Genomic DNA, 18,059 nt, shown 5'->3' on the forward strand with positions numbered 1-18,059 from the left:
GGTATAATAATGATGCCTTCAATTGCTCACCAATGAAGGCAAGTTGTTAATTTACGATTAGGAGTCAAAATGAATTAGTTTGTCACTAATGTTTTTCGTTCTAAGCCATAGTAGTATAGTCTTTCAGCATCGATATAGGGGATTGAATCGATAGTTAAATAGCCATCTTTAATGTCGCCAATAATACCTTGGTTCACACCGGTATTGACATAGATTTCATAGCTACTTACATCAGAGAAAACAAGCTCTTCAATTACTTTTCTCACTTTTATCACTCCAACATGTCTTATTCCTTACAATTCATATACTACACCATTTTTCAGAAAATAAAAGGTGTTTGTGATTGTTTTCACAAAAATATCACTTTTTAAAGATTGTAAAAATAATGTCAACTTTCATATAACCTCTACCGTTGCAAGATCAATCGTGATTTGAATGATTCATTTCTATTTTTTACTAACTACTATCTCTTTATTTTTTATTCAATCCTCATTATTTAAAGTCTATTCCATAACTGAAGTGAAAAAAGCTGTCATTTGTTCTGCAGCGTCTTTACTAAACATCACTTCTAAATTATCTTGAGATTCTTGAGCACTTTCTTTGGAAACAGCATACATCTCTTGTTCATATTGTGCAACTGCAGTATCTAAATCTTGAGATTCTTTGATTGCATTGGCTAATAAATAGGCATCATATAAAGCCATATTGACACCTTCACCTGCAAATGGACTCATTAAATGGGCTGCATCACCAATCAGTGTGACGTTACCAATACTTTCCCAAGTAAATCCTATTGGCAATTTATAAATGCGTCGTAATAGCATATCATCACTAGCATATTCGATATAATGTTTTAATTCTGGTGACCAATCTACAAAGTCTTGTTGTAATAATTGTTGTTTAATTTCATCAGAAGACATCGCTTTATATTGATCCAATTGATTCACATCCATTAAATATGATACATAAGCTTTAATACGTCCGTCACCATTCAATTGTCCTAGTATTGCCTTATGATCACCAAATGCCATCATTTTTCCATTTTTATTGAATTGAGCTAAATCTGGATGGTCTTCTTTAACATTATTAATATTTAATTCAACCATTGATATATCATTATATTCTACATCTACATCTGTAATATGGTTTCGAACTTTAGAAAAGGCACCATCTGCACCTATAACTAAGTCAAATGTTTGTGATTGTCCTTCTTTAAACGTTACTTCTACTTGACCATTATCAAGTTGATTTAAATGACTAAATGTATAGCCATATTGTACCGTAGAAGGTGCTAATTGATTCATGATAATATCACAAAGTTCTCCACGATCGATTTCAGGACGTGAGCCTTCACCTTCAGCATCTTCTTCAAATAAAATAGTACCATCTTTGGATACGACGCGTGTGTCTTCACCTTCATAACGTGCTAAATCTTTAAATGCTTGATAAATATTCGCTTCCTTCAAAGCAAGTTGACCACTATCATCATGAATATCAAGTGAACCACCACGATCTTTGTTTACATTAGGATCTGCTTTTTCATAAATAGCAACCTCATGTCCTTGTTGTTGTAATAATAGACCAAGCATTAATCCACCAGGTCCGCCACCCATAATACCAATACGTTTTAACTCTTTCATATTCAACACTCCTTAGCATTTTTGACTATATTTAATATTGCTCGTTGTTTGCTTATCTTTGTTTGTTTATTTAGTTAGATATCTAACTATTTATTGGATGTTGTCATTCTATTCCTTTTATTTGTAAAGTGCAAGCATTAAATACAAATTTTTATATTTAATATTAAAAAGGAGGACTAAGCTCAATAGATAGCTTAATCCTCCTTGCTCTGAAAGTATCTTTACTCTTCTTTTGAAAAAACATCGGCTATATTTGTATCATTTTTAATTATATTTTGAGCTGTTTCCCAACTATCATGTTCGATATCAAGGATATGTCTCAAATATGCCCATGTCGTATGTTGTAGTAAATCAATTCTTTGTGGATTTTCGTCAGTAGTTTCCTTTGCCTCATATCCAGCAATACCACCAAGTGAATGTTCTGCATCATATAATTTTAATAAACTTTTCTTCCCTGGACTTAGGTAATAAGGATCTTCCATCCATTCAGGTCCTAAATGAGTTAATGGCGATTGATCTTTATCACCGACCACAACAAGTGCTGGTTTCGTCATATATTGAAATGTTGGATTTAAAAACGGCATATGGTCTTTTGCAAATTGAGTTAAATTGTCGCCACCTTCTCCAGCTGTCGCTAATAAAATCCCTCCTTTTACTCTATAATCTGATAAGTCCGTCGTCTCTTTAGTATCAGGGTCCATGACTTGTAAACCTAGTAAGTTTCCAGCCGTTTGTCCACCGAATGAATGACCAATTGTAGCTATTCTATTCTTATCTAACCTTCCACTTAAACCTGGAACTTGCGCTTCAATATATGATAGATGGTCTAAAATTGATTTTAAATCTTCGACTCTATGACGCCAAATATCTGGTTGTCTAGAATCATCCTGAGCTAAACCTATTGTTCTAGAATCTAAATGTGTCCCTTGAATTACGACAAATCCATGTGATGCCCAAAAATCAGTAAGTGGTTCATATGCATGCATTGATGAACCAAATCCATGCGCAAATAAAATAATAGGTAAATGCTTACCTTCAGATGGCATACTCACCTTAATCTGTAATTCCTCTCCACGATTAGACGGGGTAGGAATAGAAATTGGCTTAATCGTCATCATTGGCACTTCATTATTTATGTCAAATTTAAATTCATTCATTTTAAATACCTCTCGATTTATCTTCATTTTCATTATTTTGCAATAAGTATAAAAAATATACTTATAATTGGAGTTTAAATTCATATTTACCTAAATGCAAAAATTTTACCTTCTTTTATTTTGAAGTACAAAAAGAAATGTCTTGAGGTTTCTATAATAGATAACATCAAGACATTTCCTTATTTTAATATCAAGTTTTCTAAATTTATAAAATTAGTAGATATGGATTTTCGATATATTTGGCTAATACTTTTAGGAATTCTGCTGCGCCTGCACCGTCTAATATTTGATGGTCGAATGTTAAACTTAGTGGAATTCGAGACACTTGTTTAACATTGCCGTTATCCATAACAACTTCTTGTGCTAATGCGCCTATACCTAAAATACCTGTTTCACCAACATTTAATATTGGTGTGAAGTATTCAATTTCACTTGCCCCCATATTCGTAATCGTAAACGTAGCGCCTTGTAATTGTATATCATTTGTTCTACCTTCACGCACCGCTTCAGAAGACTGTTTAATTTCATTGGCAAGTGCACCAACACTTTTAGTATCTGCTTGTGTGATAACGGGTACCATTAATCCATCTTCAAGTGATGTTGCTATACCTAAGTGGACGTCATCATATTCCGTTAATGTGCCATTTTCATAACGTGCATTAATAGCGCCATAATCTTTAAGGGCTAAGACCACTGCTTTAGCAAGTAATGTTGTGACAGTTAATTTAACATCTTGCCCTGCGTTTTGTAGCTCACCTTTTAATTTATCTTTAAATTCTAATAGGTGATCAGCATCTACTTTACGATGTAACGTCAACTGAGCAGTATTTTGAAGACTTTGTCTCATATTTTGAGCAATATTTTTACGCATTGGACTTAAGCCTTCACCGACATTTCCTGCTGCTAAGTTTGCAGTTTCAGATGTATCTTGTTGCGATTCGCTAGACTTATGATCTGCTTGATCATAACCATTTTCAAGTACACGTTGGATATCTAATTTAGTTATACGTTGATTACCACCTGTACCATTAATACGTGTAATATCTAGGTCTTCTTTGTCAGCCATTTTACGTGCTAATGGAGAAATAAATAGACGTTGTTCTTGAGATGCGTCTTCTTGACTAGGCTGCTGAACTTTGACTTCTTGATTTGCATTTCCGTTATCTGCATCACTTTCTTTTGCTTCATCATTAGTTTCATCTTTAGAATTATTTTCTTCAGATTGTTGCTGCGTTGATTCGCCTTCTTCTCCAATAACACCAAGCACTGCTTTAACTTTTGCTTCTTCTCCTGCTTGTACATTGATTTTTAATAATGTACCTGATGCTGGTGCTTCTACGTCTTGTGTTAACTTTTCAGAACTAATTGTGACAATACTGTCTCCTTCATTGACTGTATCACCTTCTGATTTAAACCATTCTTCAACAGTTCCTTCTTTCATTGTCATTCCTAATTTCGGCATTATAATATTTTCACTCATGCTTCACACCCCCCATACTTATGATTTAGCTTGTTTCAAATCATCGATTAATTCTGATGCGACATCTAAAACTTTATCTGTATTTGGTATATAAGCTTCCTCTAAGTTAGCTGCAAATGGTACTGGTGTGTCTGGTGCAGTGACCTTTTTAATTGGACCATCTAAATAATCAAATCCAATATCACCAATCACTGATGCCACATCACCAGCTACATTACATTGTGGGTTAGATTCATCGATGACGATAAGTCGCCCTGTTTTCTTAACTGAATCTAATACTGTATCTTTATCCCAAGGTGATACTGAGCGTAAATCAATCACTTCAACAGATACATTGCTTTCAGCCAATTGGTCTGCCGTTTCTAAAGCGACAGCTACCATTTTACCTATAGCTACAATGGATAAATCGCTACCTTCTCGAACAACATTGGCTTTACCAATTTCTACCTTATAATGTTCTTCTGGCACCTCGCCTTTTTGACCTAATAGTGTTTTATCTTCAGAGAATACGACTAAATTGTCATCCTCAATGGCAGCATTTAATAATCCTTTAGCGTCGTATGGATTAGATGGCACAACGACCTTAACACCTGGAATTGCAGCAAACATATTATATAGTGATTGTGAATGTTGTGCCGCTGCACCTGCGCCTGCACCATGTACAGTTCTAACAACTAATGGAATTTTAGCTTTCCCACCAAACATATAGCGCATTTTTGCCCCTTGGTTCAAAATAGGATCCAGACCAAATCCAATAAAGTCATTGAACATTAACTCTGCGATTGGTCGTAAACCAGTAGCTGCCGCACCAACTGCTGTACTTAAGGTAATATGTTCTGCTATCGGTGTGTCAATAACACGATCACGACTATACTTTTTAGCCAAACCTTTGGTTACACCAAATACACCACCAAATGTATCATCATCTTTGATATGTTCCACATTGGCACCACCAGATACATCTGTACCAATTAAAATGACATTGTCATCCTTTTCCATTGATTGATCGATTGCTTCGTTGATTGCTCCCATAAATGTTAACTTACGATTTTCACTCATAATGATATCCCCCTTTGCTTATGCAAATACATCTTTATATAGTGATTCGACATCTGGTAACTCACTTTGTTCTGCGTATACAACTGAATCTTCAACTGCTTGTTCTGCAGCTTGTTCAATTTTCGTTGCTTCCTCTTCCGTTAACCAACCTTCGTTGATTGCTACTTTTCTAAACTCTTCTGTAGCATTTTTATCTGCATTACGATCATTAGGTGATTTAACCTTTTGTTCATCACCTTCAAAGTGACCATATTTTCGATACGTATCACATTCGATCAGTGTTGGTCCTTCTCCATTTTTAGCTCGTTCAACCGCTTCTTTAGCAGCATTTCTCACTTCAATCACATCCATGCCGTCCACTCTAACACCAGGCATGTTATACGCTTTAGCACGTTCTGCAATGGTTTCAGACGCACTAGCATAATCATGTGTTGTACCTTCAGCGAATTGGTTATTTTCACAAACAAATATCACTGGTAAATTTAAAATAGATGCAAAGTTTAATCCTTCATGGAAATTACCTTCATTAGCTGCACCATCACCAAAAAAACATACGGCAACATTTTCTTTTTTCTGATTTCTAATGGATATACCTGCACCCGTCGCAAGGCCAAAGCCACCACTTACAATTCCATTGGCACCTAACATACCTTTGTCGATTTCGGCTACGTGCATAGAGCCACCTTTACCATGGCCAAGTCCATCTTTCTTACCCATAATTTCAGCCATCATGCCGTTTAAATCACAACCTTTAGCAATTGCATGACCATGTCCACGGTGTGTACTTGTAATATAATCATCATCTTCTAACAATGACATGACACCCGTAGCAACTGCTTCTTCACCCACATACAAGTGAACGAATCCTGGAATTTGACCATCACTAAAAATTTTATGCACTTTTTCTTCAAAGTATCGAATTTCATTCATTGTTTTATAAATCCAACGTGCTTGTTCCTTTTCCATAGTCATTTCCTCCCCTTTAACCGATTCAAAACATCACATTTTTGTCACAAAATTCAGAAATTTAAATGTAAATTACATGTGTATAGCTTTTTTAAATAATGCATCTGCACCTTCACCTATTGCTTCTAATAAAGATGGATGAGGTTGGATAATTTGAGATAGTTCATTCATTGTGCCTTCTGAAACTTTGACGCCTAAAACTTCACCGATGAGATCTGTCGCATGTGGTCCCACTATAAATGCGCCCAAGATTTCATTGTATTGCTTGTCTGACACTATTTTAATAAATCCTTGAGGCTCGCCTTTAATCATTGCTTTCGCATTACCTTGAAAACTTGATTCAGTAACTGCTACATCATAACCTACGTCTTTCGCCTGTTGTTCTGAAAGCCCAACGGATGCCGCTTCAATTCTTGTATAAATACATCTTGTAATTTCATTTGGATTAACAGGTTTTGGATTTAAACCAGCTAACTTTTCGGCTACTACCACGCCTTGTGCACTTGCAGTATGGGCCAATTGGTAACCTTTGACTAAGTCTCCAATAGCATAGATATGGTCGTTACTTGTCTGATTAAACGCATTCACTTGAATGAACGAACCATCCATATCGATATTGAGCGCGTTTACGACTTGTGTATTTGGCTTTCTACCTGTCGCAATTAATAATTGATCGAATTCAACTGTGTCACCGGTTTCAAGTTGAATAGCAGAAGATGTTACTTGCTTAATTTGCGCTTGTGTAATGATATGAACACCTTGTTCTTCCAAATGTGCTTTCAAATATTCACGTACTTCTTCAATTTCAGTCAATAAGATATCATCAGCTACTTCAATGATCGTCACGTCTACGCCTAAATCAGCCATAGATGATGCTAATTCAGTAGCAATCACACCACCACCAATAACGGCTAAACGTTTCGGTAATGACTGTAGATTAAAGAAGGTATCTGTTGTTAGATAATTTACATCTTCGATACCTTTAATAGGCGGAACAAATGGTTGACTACCTGTTGCTAATATGATGTCTTTCGCCTTCAGTGATTGTTGATTCACTTCAATTGTTAGTCCATCTTTAACCACAGCTTCTCCTTGAATCAGTTCAACGTTATTCTTCTTAAGCAATTGTGTTACGCCACCGGTTAATGTATGAACGATATTGTTCTTATGTTCAAATAAACGCGAATAATCAATATTCAAATGATCCGTTGTGATACCTAAATCATTAGCAGCATGAATTTGATGTACTTGAGACCCAAACTCAAGTAACGTTTTAGAAGGAATACAACCCACATTCAAACACGTTCCCCCAACATGTTGCTTTTCAACGATTGCGACTGATTTACCAAGTTGTGCCGTTCTAATTGCAGCCACATAACCACCAGGTCCCGCACCAATCACTACAAGATCATAGTTACTTGCCATATCACATCCCCCTTCCATATCATATTCATAAAAGCCATTTAGTAATGAAAAGAAAGCCCAAAAGAAACAAGAAAATAAAAAGCAAAGAAAATATTATAGATTGTGTAAGCGTTTTCTTATTCCTTTAATTACATATTACAACTAAAAGGATATTTGAGCAAATGAGAATAATAAAATAAATATTATTTAGGAAATAAAAAAGTAAGATGAACAATGCGTTCACCTTACTTGGAATGATAAAACTATTAATTTTCAGTTATATATCTATAAATATCGTCTCTAACTGCTTGATGCATAGAAATTTTCATTGTTACCACGGAATTACCATTAGGCATTATATCTTCTTCTTCCGTACCTTCAATATAATTTGCTGTACCTAAATAATAGAAATACTTGCCATCATCATCTTTTTTCTTAACAAAAATATACATCGTTACATTATCTTCCGCATGTTTCAGTATATTTTGTACTTCAGGAGAGGTAATCTTTCTTGGAGAGCGCGTATACCATTTCAATTCATCCTGACTCAAAAATTCATCTTCATATTTTGTATTATCACTTATATCTTCATGTTTGTCATAAGTTATAAATATAGGTAATGTCTGATGTTTCATTTTATATCCATTAATTGTACCTGACTCATCACTATCCCAATTTAACAATTTCACGAAATCTTCTCTAGAATATTTGTTGTAAATAATCATTTTATTTCCACTATCTTGATATCGCATATTATTGTATTTAGATGGATCGATCAAATCTAAAAAGTATTTCTTAAATAATGGTTTCTTTAAGGCACTAGAAAAATCATTTGTTAGCTCTACGTTTTTATCATTAATAGCTATAAGGGGACTTCCATAAGTATCTCCAATTGTTGCTTTAAATAATGTAAAATCTAAGACTTTTAATGATGTCATCACATCTTTTTCAGTTATATCATCATTTTGATATCTCATACTTTCAATTAAATTATCAATTGAAGTTTCGCCTTCGACTAAAGTTTCTAATACATCAATATCCACCTTTTTTAATCCTGGTGTTAACTGTCTAGATAAAAATGTTAAATTCTTAAATTCATTAATACTTAATGTATCTTCAATATATTTATTTTTAGTTAAAAATTCATGATAATTTTTGTATTTAGAAAAAATAACACTTGGGTCCACTGAATTTTGTCTAATGAAATCCATTAACATAGGTTGCTTACCTATTCTTTTCTTAACCGTTTCATATGCTTCTCTTAATAATTTTGGTTGATTAAGTTTAACAGCATCTAAAGAATCATAAATTCTTTTTTTAGCTATTTCTTCAAAGTTAATTGTAGAAAAACCATTCAGTTCGCTATTAGTTGTTAAGAATCTTTTATAATTATCCTTATTTTGAGATTGATCACCTGATAAAGCAACCGGTATTAAGTAATTTGTTTTATAGTTTCCTATAAAATCAATTACTGTAACATAATCCTTATTAGAACTTTTTCTTAATCCTCTACCTAATTGTTGAATAAAAATGATGCTTGATTCTGTAGGTCGTAGCATTACAACTTGATTCACTTCCGGTATATCGATACCTTCATTAAATAAGTCGACAGTAATAATATAGTTGATTCCCCCATTTTTCAAGCGATCAATTGTAGTACTTCGTACATTGATATTATCTTTACCAGTCAAACCAACAGAAGGGATTCCGTAATTAGTTAGTTTTTCTGCTAACTCATATGCTTCATCTCTCCGACTAACAAAAATCAGACCCTTTAATTCTTCTCCAGAATAACCATAGTAATCTGTTTTTTCTAAAATGTTCTTTAATCTTTCATCAGATGTTAAGTTCTTTAAATCAGTAACATCCTCATTTATTTCTCCGTTAAGTGAATAATCAGTGACCCCAAAATAATGAAATGGACATAAAATTTCACTTTCTAAAGCCTCTTGTAATCTAATTTCAAAAGCCACATTATAATCAAATAATTCATAAATATTTAAATCATCTGTTCTTTCTGGAGTTGCTGTCATACCTAACATAAACTTGGGTGTGAAGTAATTAAATACTTTCTGGTAACTGGCTGCAGCTGATCTATGCGCTTCATCAAAAACAATATAATCAAAATGATCCTTTGCAAATTCTTTATAATTTTCATTATTAGATAATGTTTGAATAGTAGCAAATAAATATCTCGCTTTGATATCTTTATGTTTCCCAGTTAATAGTCCAAATTCTTTTTCATCAATATGAGGCATTACTTTTCTAAACTCTTCTTTAGCTCTATTTAAAATACCTTCATTATGTACTATAAACAAGAACCTATTTGGATTGAATGCCCTAACATCTAAGGCACATAATATTGTTTTACCAGTTCCTGTAGCCGAAATAATTAAGCTTTTTTCTTTCCCTTCTTTTCTAAGAGCCTCTAAACATTTTAAAGCTTCTTTCTGCATTTTATTAGGCTGAATATCTATAGCATTTTTATAATTTTCTGTAGATATCAATTGTTCCTTTTGTATTTCAAATACTTTCTTTATTGACTTATACTCAAACGTTTCTTGATATTCTTCAACCCAACTTGGTGTCAGTGGTATACTTTCGTCCCACAGATCATTAAATTGTGATTTCACATTATGAACTAATTCACCATTTCTATGCGTTGATAAAAGAATATTGTGCTCATAGTTAATTTTCAATGCATTGGAAGTTAAATTTGAGCTACCAATGATCATCGAAGAATAATTGTCATGATCAAAAATATAACCTTTGGCGTGAAATCCTTCTACATCTGTTAATCTTACCTCAACATTTTCTAATTTAAGTAGTTCATAATACATTTTAGGACTATTAAATCCCAAATAATTTGAAGTAAGTATTTTTCCTTTTATTCCTTTTTGGTTTAAATCATATAAATAAGATTTTAAACTAGCTAAACCACTTTCAGTAATAAAAGGCACTGATATACTAAAAGATGAGCACTTTTGTAATTCTTGTACTATTGTTGATAAAACATTTTCTTTTTTATTATTAATTAATAGCTTAGGCGTAAAGTTACCCTGATGCGATACATCTTTATCGATAAAACCTTTATATAGCGATTGTGTAAAATCTTCGATTAGCCTATTCATAGCTATTCCCCTTCTATTAATAATTTAACTGCTGGAACATCGGCTGGAGCCCATTCTATTGAATCAAGTTGATTAATTGGTAACCACTTTATCTCCTTATGTTCTGTTAAAGTAGGTAATTGTTGATTTAAATGACATTTAAAAGTTGTTAAATTAACAATACCAAAATCATATTCATGTTCTGTAGTTGTCAATTTTTCTTTGACTGAGATATCACACTTCATTTCTTCTTTAATTTCTCTAATTAACGCTTCTTCTTCTGTTTCCCCTTTTTCAATCTTCCCACCAGGAAATTCCCATAATAACGGGAGACTCATATTTTCACTTCTTTGTGCACATAAAATTTTGTTATCTGAATATATTACTGCGCCAACTACATTTATTACTTTTTTCATAACTATCACCTTTTAAATTTGTTTATATATATTCATTCTATCAAATAAATTGAATATAGTAATTTATCTAATGAAAATTTAAGATCACTACTATATTTAATAATCAAAGAGCCTGGGACATAAATACCAAAATCAAAACCACCCGTGTGAACGGGTGGTTTGTTCTTCGGCTATAAGCCTCTCTTACTGGCCAGCCCTAAAAGGGCACTGACAAGTCAGCCAACTGCACTACTCTTCCAGCAACCCTAAAGGGTTACTATTTTTTCTTTCTCTTTTTTATTTCTTCTCCGGTAAATGAATCTAAATATTCTTCCATTGAGATTTGATCTGCAACGATATCCTCTTGTAATTGATTTCTTATATAATTTTCAATAACTTTTTTGTTTCTACCTACCGTATCCACATAAAATCCTTTGCACCAAAACTTTCTATTTACATATCTATATTTTAAGTTAGCATGTCTATCAAAAATCATTAAACTACTTTTCCCTTTTAAATAACCAACAAAAGATGAAACACCAATTTTTGGCGGGATACTTACTAACATATGAACATGATCTTTACATGCTTCTGCTTCAATTATCTCTACACCTTTTCTTTCACATAATTGACGCAGAATGATGCCTATATCTTTTTTGATTTTTCCATAAATCACTTGTCTTCTATATTTTGCAGCAAAGACTATATGATACTTACAATTCCATTTTGTATGTGCTAAACTGTTTGTGCCGGATGACATTAAAAAGCATCTCCTCGTGTTGTTTATTTTGGTTGGCTGACCAATATTAATTCTAGCACGTAGAGATGCATTTTTTGTGACAATGGTAGAACCTTTTCTGAACCATACGCATAGCGTATGCTTTTATTTATTATATTTAATAATACGTATTGACATGTACATTTACTTTAAAATGCTTTAAAAAATAAGGCACCTTCGTATAACTTAATAAATACCACTAAACTAAATTAACGATGTACCTTATGTATAAAATTTATAACATGAGTCAACTTATACTACCAATGGAAATTTCAATTCTTATCACTAAAAACGATAAAATGAAATTGTCGAAACCATTCCAGATGATGAATTTGATGAATTCAATCACCATCGTGGTGTTACATCATATCATCCAAAAATGATGCTGAAAGTGATATTATATGCCTATACACAATCGTTTTTTTCTGGTCGTAAAATAGAAAAACTCCTTAATGATAGCGTTAGAATTGATGTGGTTATCACAAAATCAAACACCCTCTTATAAAACTATTAATCGTTTTAGAGTAAACCCCAAAACAGATGCATTAATTGATCCTTTATTTGTCCAAATCACAAACGACTAGGTTTTAAAAGATATGCCTATCGGTATGATAAATATGGATTTAAGAGAGATTTTAAATTATATGAGTGCGATGATTGTTTAAAGTGTCCATTAAAGTAACAATGTATAAAATCTAATTCAAAATCCAATAAGAAGATAATGAAGAATTATAACTGGAAATACTTCAAATCTCAAATTAATCCGAAGCTTTCTGAACCAGAAACAAAAGCAATCTACGATCAAAGAAAAATTGATGTAGAACCAGTTTTCGGGTTTATGAAGGTTATTTTGTATTTCACTAGAATATCGGTTCGAGGTATAAACAAAGTTAAAAGAGGACTTGGATTCGTTTTAATGGCACTAAAATATCAGAAAAGTAGTAGATCAACGAATTAAGCATCAACAAAATAGTAATAAAAAATGCGATTTCTATATTATATTGATAGAAATCGCATTTTTCTACTCGCTAAGAACTTTATGTCCCAGTCTCTTTCTTTCATTACCAACCGACGTTGACATAGAGTCGATTAATTCTAATAAATAGAGATGCATTCTTTTTTATAACTATATTAAAACCTTTTTTGAACAATACCCATAAAGTATGAGTTTTATTTTTAGGTTTTAGTTCTAAACTAATTTAAAAATTTAATATCTATTTTAATAAATTTTCTTTTGAATATACCTTATTGCACCTCTTCACTTTTCATGATTTGATATAATCCCTTCCAATATGCTTTGTTATCCTCATAGTTGAAAACGTAATGAAAATATGTATCCCCAAATAGTCTTCTTTTTTCACGAGAATAAGCTCTGTCATACAAGTATTGAGTTTTACCATTTCTAATTTTTCGATTTATTTCAATGTCTCTAATTGCTACTAATTCTTCAAATGTTTTTACCATTGGTCCAGCATTTGGTATCAAATTAATATCAGAACCTAGAGATACTATCTGACTTGTTTTATTTTTTTCATTTGTAATGCTCTTTTTCAATGAAAGAGAAGTAATAATACCTGATTTATTTGTGGAATCTATGTGTTGTATTAATTGAGTAGCATTAATTGAGTCAGAAAATGTTCCTATCAAGAATAATGCTTTTTCTTGATTTTTTGAAGGAGATATAATTTCTAAATTTTCAACTTCACCTTCTAAAAACCATTTTGCTACAGTTTCACTAGAATTACCATTGTCATATGGACAAAACTTATTTTTACTTTGTAAATATTTCTCACTAGGCTTAGGATTTTCCAAACTATACTTGACAGATGATACTAATTCTTCAGTATTTTTTGCAATATAACCCGGCAAATCTTCTGTAGGTATATTTAGACCTCTAACACTCACATAATCTTCAATATCATAAATATAATGTATAATTGGTCTCTCCGTAGGTATAAAGTCGAAGAATACACTTGAATAATCAGATATAAGGACATCGACTATACTCATCAAATGATTTGTTGAAATATCACTAGGTGGAATGATAACATTTTTTGGAAAAACAACATCTTTAAGAAGTGATTTTGTTATGCTATGCCCTCTAAATAAAATATTCGCATCAATTTTTGAGAGTTCATTCAAGTCGTAAATTAATTTATCTATATCAAAACTATTACTTTCTTTGTTTTCTCCTCTCCATGTAGGTGCATATAGTACCACACCTTTACCTTCTTCTAAGTTCATTCTTGATGCCATACTATTTCTTTGCTCTTCAGAAGCATTTAATGTTATATCAATTCTAGGATAACCTACTTTTGCTAAATCACCAGTGTGTATTCCATCAATAGAATAAGATGATTTCTGTTTATCCAACATAAATTGGTTTGGTGCAATAATATGAGTAGCTTGTAATAAATTACGTGTACTTCCTGCAACACCTAATTGACTACCATTACTGTCACGTCCAACTGTTTTATAAAATATACCGTGGGTAGTTTGTAAATATTTTTGATTTGGTTTTCTAACTACATAATCTGAAAAAGTAGAATCACAAACTAAATACTTAGCTTTAGAAATATATTTTAAATAGGCATCTGAGTTTTTCTTAACGAACAAAATATTTTCTTTATCTCTCATATATATTGGAATATTATCAAAAGAATTGATAACCCAAATATGAGTAAATGATGAATATTCTTCTTGATAATAAATATAATCAAATATGGCCCATGGGTTGCCATTAATACCCGCGCCACCCATACTCTCATAAAAGATCAATTGATTATCAATTTCATAATAATTATAACTTTGTCCATATCTTACTGGTATTGATGATAGATATTTATTATATAAAGCTTTTGACATATAGCTTGGTCTTCTGAATAATTCCGCTTCGGCGTATGCCTCTAAAGCAGCTTTACTCTGATTATTTTTGTCTAACAGGTACGCTAATCGACGATAATTATCTGGTCTATGTGTTTGTTGTCTAAGAATTGCATTTTTATATGCGTAAATAGCTCTTTCATATTCTTCCAACTCTTCATAACATAGGGCTAATTGATAGTACCATGGTGATCTTACTTTATTTAAAGCTAAAGCATTCTCAAAATAAGAGATGGCCTTTTCAATTTTACCTACCTTTTTGGAGATAGTTGCAAGTTTAAAATATAGTTCTGCATTACTGTTATCTTTTTCTAACCTTTTTTCATACATATTGATAGCTTGTTTATAATTTTCAACCGTTTCAAATATATGTCCAATCCCCCATTTTTTTATTGATGGATCATTTGTATATTGAGTAACTTTAATAAAACTATTCTTTGCGTCTTCAAATCGCTCTAATTCATTTTCAAGTTTCCCTTTTTCTAAATAACAACTACTCAGTTTATCCTCTTTTAAATTAGTTTTGTTTTCATTTAATAACTGATTATAATATTGTATTGCTTTCTCTTTATCATTATTCTTAATCAAATAATTAATTAATTGTGTTAATACATCTATATCATATGGTTTTAACTTAAGATATTTCTCTAGATAATTTATCGCTTTATTCATTTCTTTCATATCATAATAATTGCGTGATATTTCTAAACATGCGCTTTTTTCATATTTTTTATTGAACATTAATTTTTTTAAAATATTAATACTCTCCTTTTGCTTACCACATTTTCTTAATAAAATAGCCTTTAAATAAAGGAATTTATCTTTTTCATTAACTTGCAGCATCTTATTAATATAATAATGTGCCTCATTCCATTTTTTTAGTTTAACTGATACTTCTATCAACTTATAATAATAATTCTGGTGTTTTTTTAAAATTGGATGAAGATTTTTTAGATTTTGATATTCTGCTACTAAATTTCCAGTTCTCTCATTTGTAAGATATTTTACTATCGTTTGAGGAACCTGAGAAGCTACCTTAACTTTATCAATACTTAGCTCCACTCTAGACTTATTACTTAATAATTTTTTAAATTTGCTTTTAGCATTTTTCAAATATTTATATTTACTATACTTATTTGTTGAAGGTCTCAAGTCAAAACTAAGATTATCATGATTTTCCGTATAGTATGGACGAACATTTTTATAACCTAAACGAGCCAAATCGATTTGGTTTCTATTATTACCTACTCTTATAAAATGATGTTGTGTATAGTCTTGAATTTCTAATGTTAAGTCATAAATATCATTAAAAGTACATAATTCAGGATCAAAATTGCCTTTTATATCAAAAACATCATCTTCAATTTTTGTAACATCTACATTTTGCCCTATATATTCCATAGTTTCTTTATTTTGAAGAGTCGAACGTTTATAAAATAAAAATTTAAAAGTGGGATTTCGACATTCTTTTGTGTTTAATTTAATTCTAATACTAATTTGGTAAATTGTTTTTTTTAACTCTATATTTGTTAATTTTACTGATGGTTTATAAGATTCTTCTTTATTTTCTAGGTTATTGAATAGATCATTCCAGTTGTTTGCGAACCGCTCATAACTATATGATTGAGCTTTGAGTATTGCACTTTCAATAAATTTATTTTTTTCATCTTCATTTTTGAACAAATACATATATATTTTTCGGGCTAACTGATCAATATTTCCATCTTCAATTAAATATCCATTTTTTCCATCTTCAATCATATCACTTGGTCCATATTTAATATCGTATGCAATTACAGGAGTGCCATTTGCTAAACTTTCTTGAACTACTAAAGCAAACCCTTCATATATTGACGTTAGTAATGTACATTCTGCACTTTGAAGCGCTTGATTTATATTGTGTGTATAACCTCTAAGAAATACATTTTGATTTAGGTTTAGATTGTCAATCAACTTTTCTAAATGCTTTCTATCTTTTCCCTCGCCATATATATTAAGAACCGCGTCAGGTGACCACTCAACTACTTTTTTGAATGCTCTGATAGCTTGTTCAAGTCTCTTTTCTTCATGAAGTCTTGACACTATTACAACATTGTTTTTTTCAGTTTCAAATTTTTTAGTTTCTGTTTTAATAGCATGTGGTATAACATAATAATTACTCCTATACCCAAAACGCGTAATAATATCCTTCTTTTGGAATTCAGTGAGTAAAATTAAAGCATCTATTTTATTCAAATTTTTTAATACTGGCCTATTTCCTTTACGAATAATATCAGTTTTTGGTCTAATATGAATACTATGAGTCATAAATATTTTTCTTACTCTATCATCATTTATATTTAAAACTATTTGATCTATATTTCTATTTTCTACAACTATATATGTTAAAGGTTTTTTTATAAAAAGCGTAATAAAATAATGTTTGAATTCTTCTAAAGATTTGAATTCAATAGTTTCTTTATCATATAAAATTATTTTATTTATTTCTTCTTTATTATTGACTTTTTCAAAAAATCTACTTTCAAAAATAGTTTGGTCTCTTTTATACAAGTCTTGTTGAGTCATCATCCCATCTTTATAATGATTTATCGTAAATATATACCCCTCTTTATCTAACAGAATTTTTTCTGTAATTTTGTCATTCGAAAATTTTTTAATTTCGCTCAATTGATTATTGTTGTATTTAGTTTCATAAACTTTATTATTTTGTGAATAATATTCAGTAATTTTTCCATCCACTAATTTTTTAGATAAATTTTCGTCGATATTGAATTCAAATTTTAATAGTTTTTCATCAACGTTTTTTTCTTTAAAATAGCTATTAATATTCAAAAAAATAGCTTTCTCTTTTAAATTATATCTATCTTTTATTTCCTCAACAATTGATTCATATTTTACATCTAAATGAAAAGTTAAAACTAATGGCTTTATTCCCATTTTTTCATTTAATATGTTAACTTTTTTCAACATAGAACTAGTTAAGCCACCATGATTTCTATCCAATCTACTAGTAGTAAATATATATTGGTTCAAGATTTAACCCCTTTTCCTGATAATTTAAAATAGTATTTTTTAGATTTTTTACAAACTTGCTTAATAATATATAACGCCAATTATTAGATTCACTAAAATAATTGGCGTTTTTACATAATATGTCTTTTCTTTATTATTTTATAAATTGTATATA

The 18,059-nt window shown here is 31.1% G+C and carries 10 protein-coding genes and 3 pseudogenes; 1 reads left to right on the top strand and 12 read right to left on the bottom strand.

What is annotated here, in order from left to right:
• Positions 1-74: 74 nt before the first annotated feature.
• The 11 genes and pseudogenes from ACZ267_RS01565 to tnpA all read right to left on the bottom strand — a co-directional run bounded on the left by ACZ267_RS01565 (position 75) and on the right by tnpA (position 11,971).
• The gene (locus ACZ267_RS01565; RefSeq protein WP_002450408.1) at positions 75-266 is read right to left on the bottom strand and encodes a hypothetical protein; all 192 of its coding nucleotides are present in this window, start codon (positions 264-266) and stop codon (positions 75-77) included.
• Positions 267-503: 237 nt separating this feature from the next.
• Positions 504-1,640 (bottom strand): FAD-dependent oxidoreductase, encoded by a 1,137-nt coding sequence (locus ACZ267_RS01570; RefSeq protein WP_079448978.1) that lies wholly within the window; start codon positions 1,638-1,640, stop codon positions 504-506.
• A 221-nt stretch (positions 1,641-1,861) separates the two neighbouring features.
• A complete protein-coding gene (locus ACZ267_RS01575) occupies positions 1,862-2,797 on the bottom strand; it encodes an alpha/beta hydrolase family protein (RefSeq protein ID WP_079448979.1) in 936 nt (311 codons plus the stop codon).
• Positions 2,798-3,002: 205 nt separating this feature from the next.
• A pseudogene (locus tag ACZ267_RS01580) lies at positions 3,003-3,893 on the bottom strand (dihydrolipoamide acetyltransferase family protein); the annotation flags it as partial.
• A gap of 216 nt (positions 3,894-4,109) precedes the next feature.
• Positions 4,110-4,277, bottom strand: a pseudogene (locus tag ACZ267_RS01585) (biotin/lipoyl-containing protein); the annotation flags it as partial.
• 18 nt (positions 4,278-4,295) lie between these two features.
• Positions 4,296-5,336 carry an alpha-ketoacid dehydrogenase subunit beta gene (locus ACZ267_RS01590; protein WP_002467071.1) on the bottom strand — a complete coding sequence of 347 codons (1,041 nt, stop codon included), beginning with the start codon at positions 5,334-5,336 and terminating at the stop codon, positions 4,296-4,298.
• An 18-nt stretch (positions 5,337-5,354) separates the two neighbouring features.
• Complete coding sequence (locus ACZ267_RS01595) at positions 5,355-6,308, bottom strand: thiamine pyrophosphate-dependent dehydrogenase E1 component subunit alpha (RefSeq protein ID WP_002467083.1); 954 nt, start codon at positions 6,306-6,308, stop codon at positions 5,355-5,357.
• A 66-nt stretch (positions 6,309-6,374) separates the two neighbouring features.
• Positions 6,375-7,727 (bottom strand): dihydrolipoyl dehydrogenase, encoded by a 1,353-nt coding sequence (lpdA, locus tag ACZ267_RS01600; RefSeq protein ID WP_079448980.1) that lies wholly within the window; start codon positions 7,725-7,727, stop codon positions 6,375-6,377.
• A gap of 245 nt (positions 7,728-7,972) precedes the next feature.
• The gene (locus tag ACZ267_RS01605; protein WP_463680279.1) at positions 7,973-10,837 is read right to left on the bottom strand and encodes a DEAD/DEAH box helicase; all 2,865 of its coding nucleotides are present in this window, start codon (positions 10,835-10,837) and stop codon (positions 7,973-7,975) included.
• A 2-nt stretch (positions 10,838-10,839) separates the two neighbouring features.
• Positions 10,840-11,232 (bottom strand): (deoxy)nucleoside triphosphate pyrophosphohydrolase, encoded by a 393-nt coding sequence (locus tag ACZ267_RS01610; protein WP_047211081.1) that lies wholly within the window; start codon positions 11,230-11,232, stop codon positions 10,840-10,842.
• 256 nt (positions 11,233-11,488) lie between these two features.
• Positions 11,489-11,971 carry an IS200/IS605 family transposase gene (tnpA, locus tag ACZ267_RS01615; protein WP_047211082.1) on the bottom strand — a complete coding sequence of 161 codons (483 nt, stop codon included), beginning with the start codon at positions 11,969-11,971 and terminating at the stop codon, positions 11,489-11,491.
• 242 nt (positions 11,972-12,213) lie between these two features.
• Here tnpA and ACZ267_RS01620 point away from each other — a divergent pair.
• Positions 12,214-13,067, top strand: a pseudogene (locus ACZ267_RS01620) (transposase).
• Between the two features lie 167 nt (positions 13,068-13,234).
• Here ACZ267_RS01620 and ACZ267_RS01625 read toward each other — a convergent pair.
• A complete protein-coding gene (locus ACZ267_RS01625) occupies positions 13,235-17,905 on the bottom strand; it encodes a CDP-glycerol glycerophosphotransferase family protein (RefSeq protein ID WP_047211083.1) in 4,671 nt (1,556 codons plus the stop codon).
• Positions 17,906-18,059: the final 154 nt, after the last annotated feature.

The organism is Staphylococcus sp. AC872, assembly GCF_979255425.1.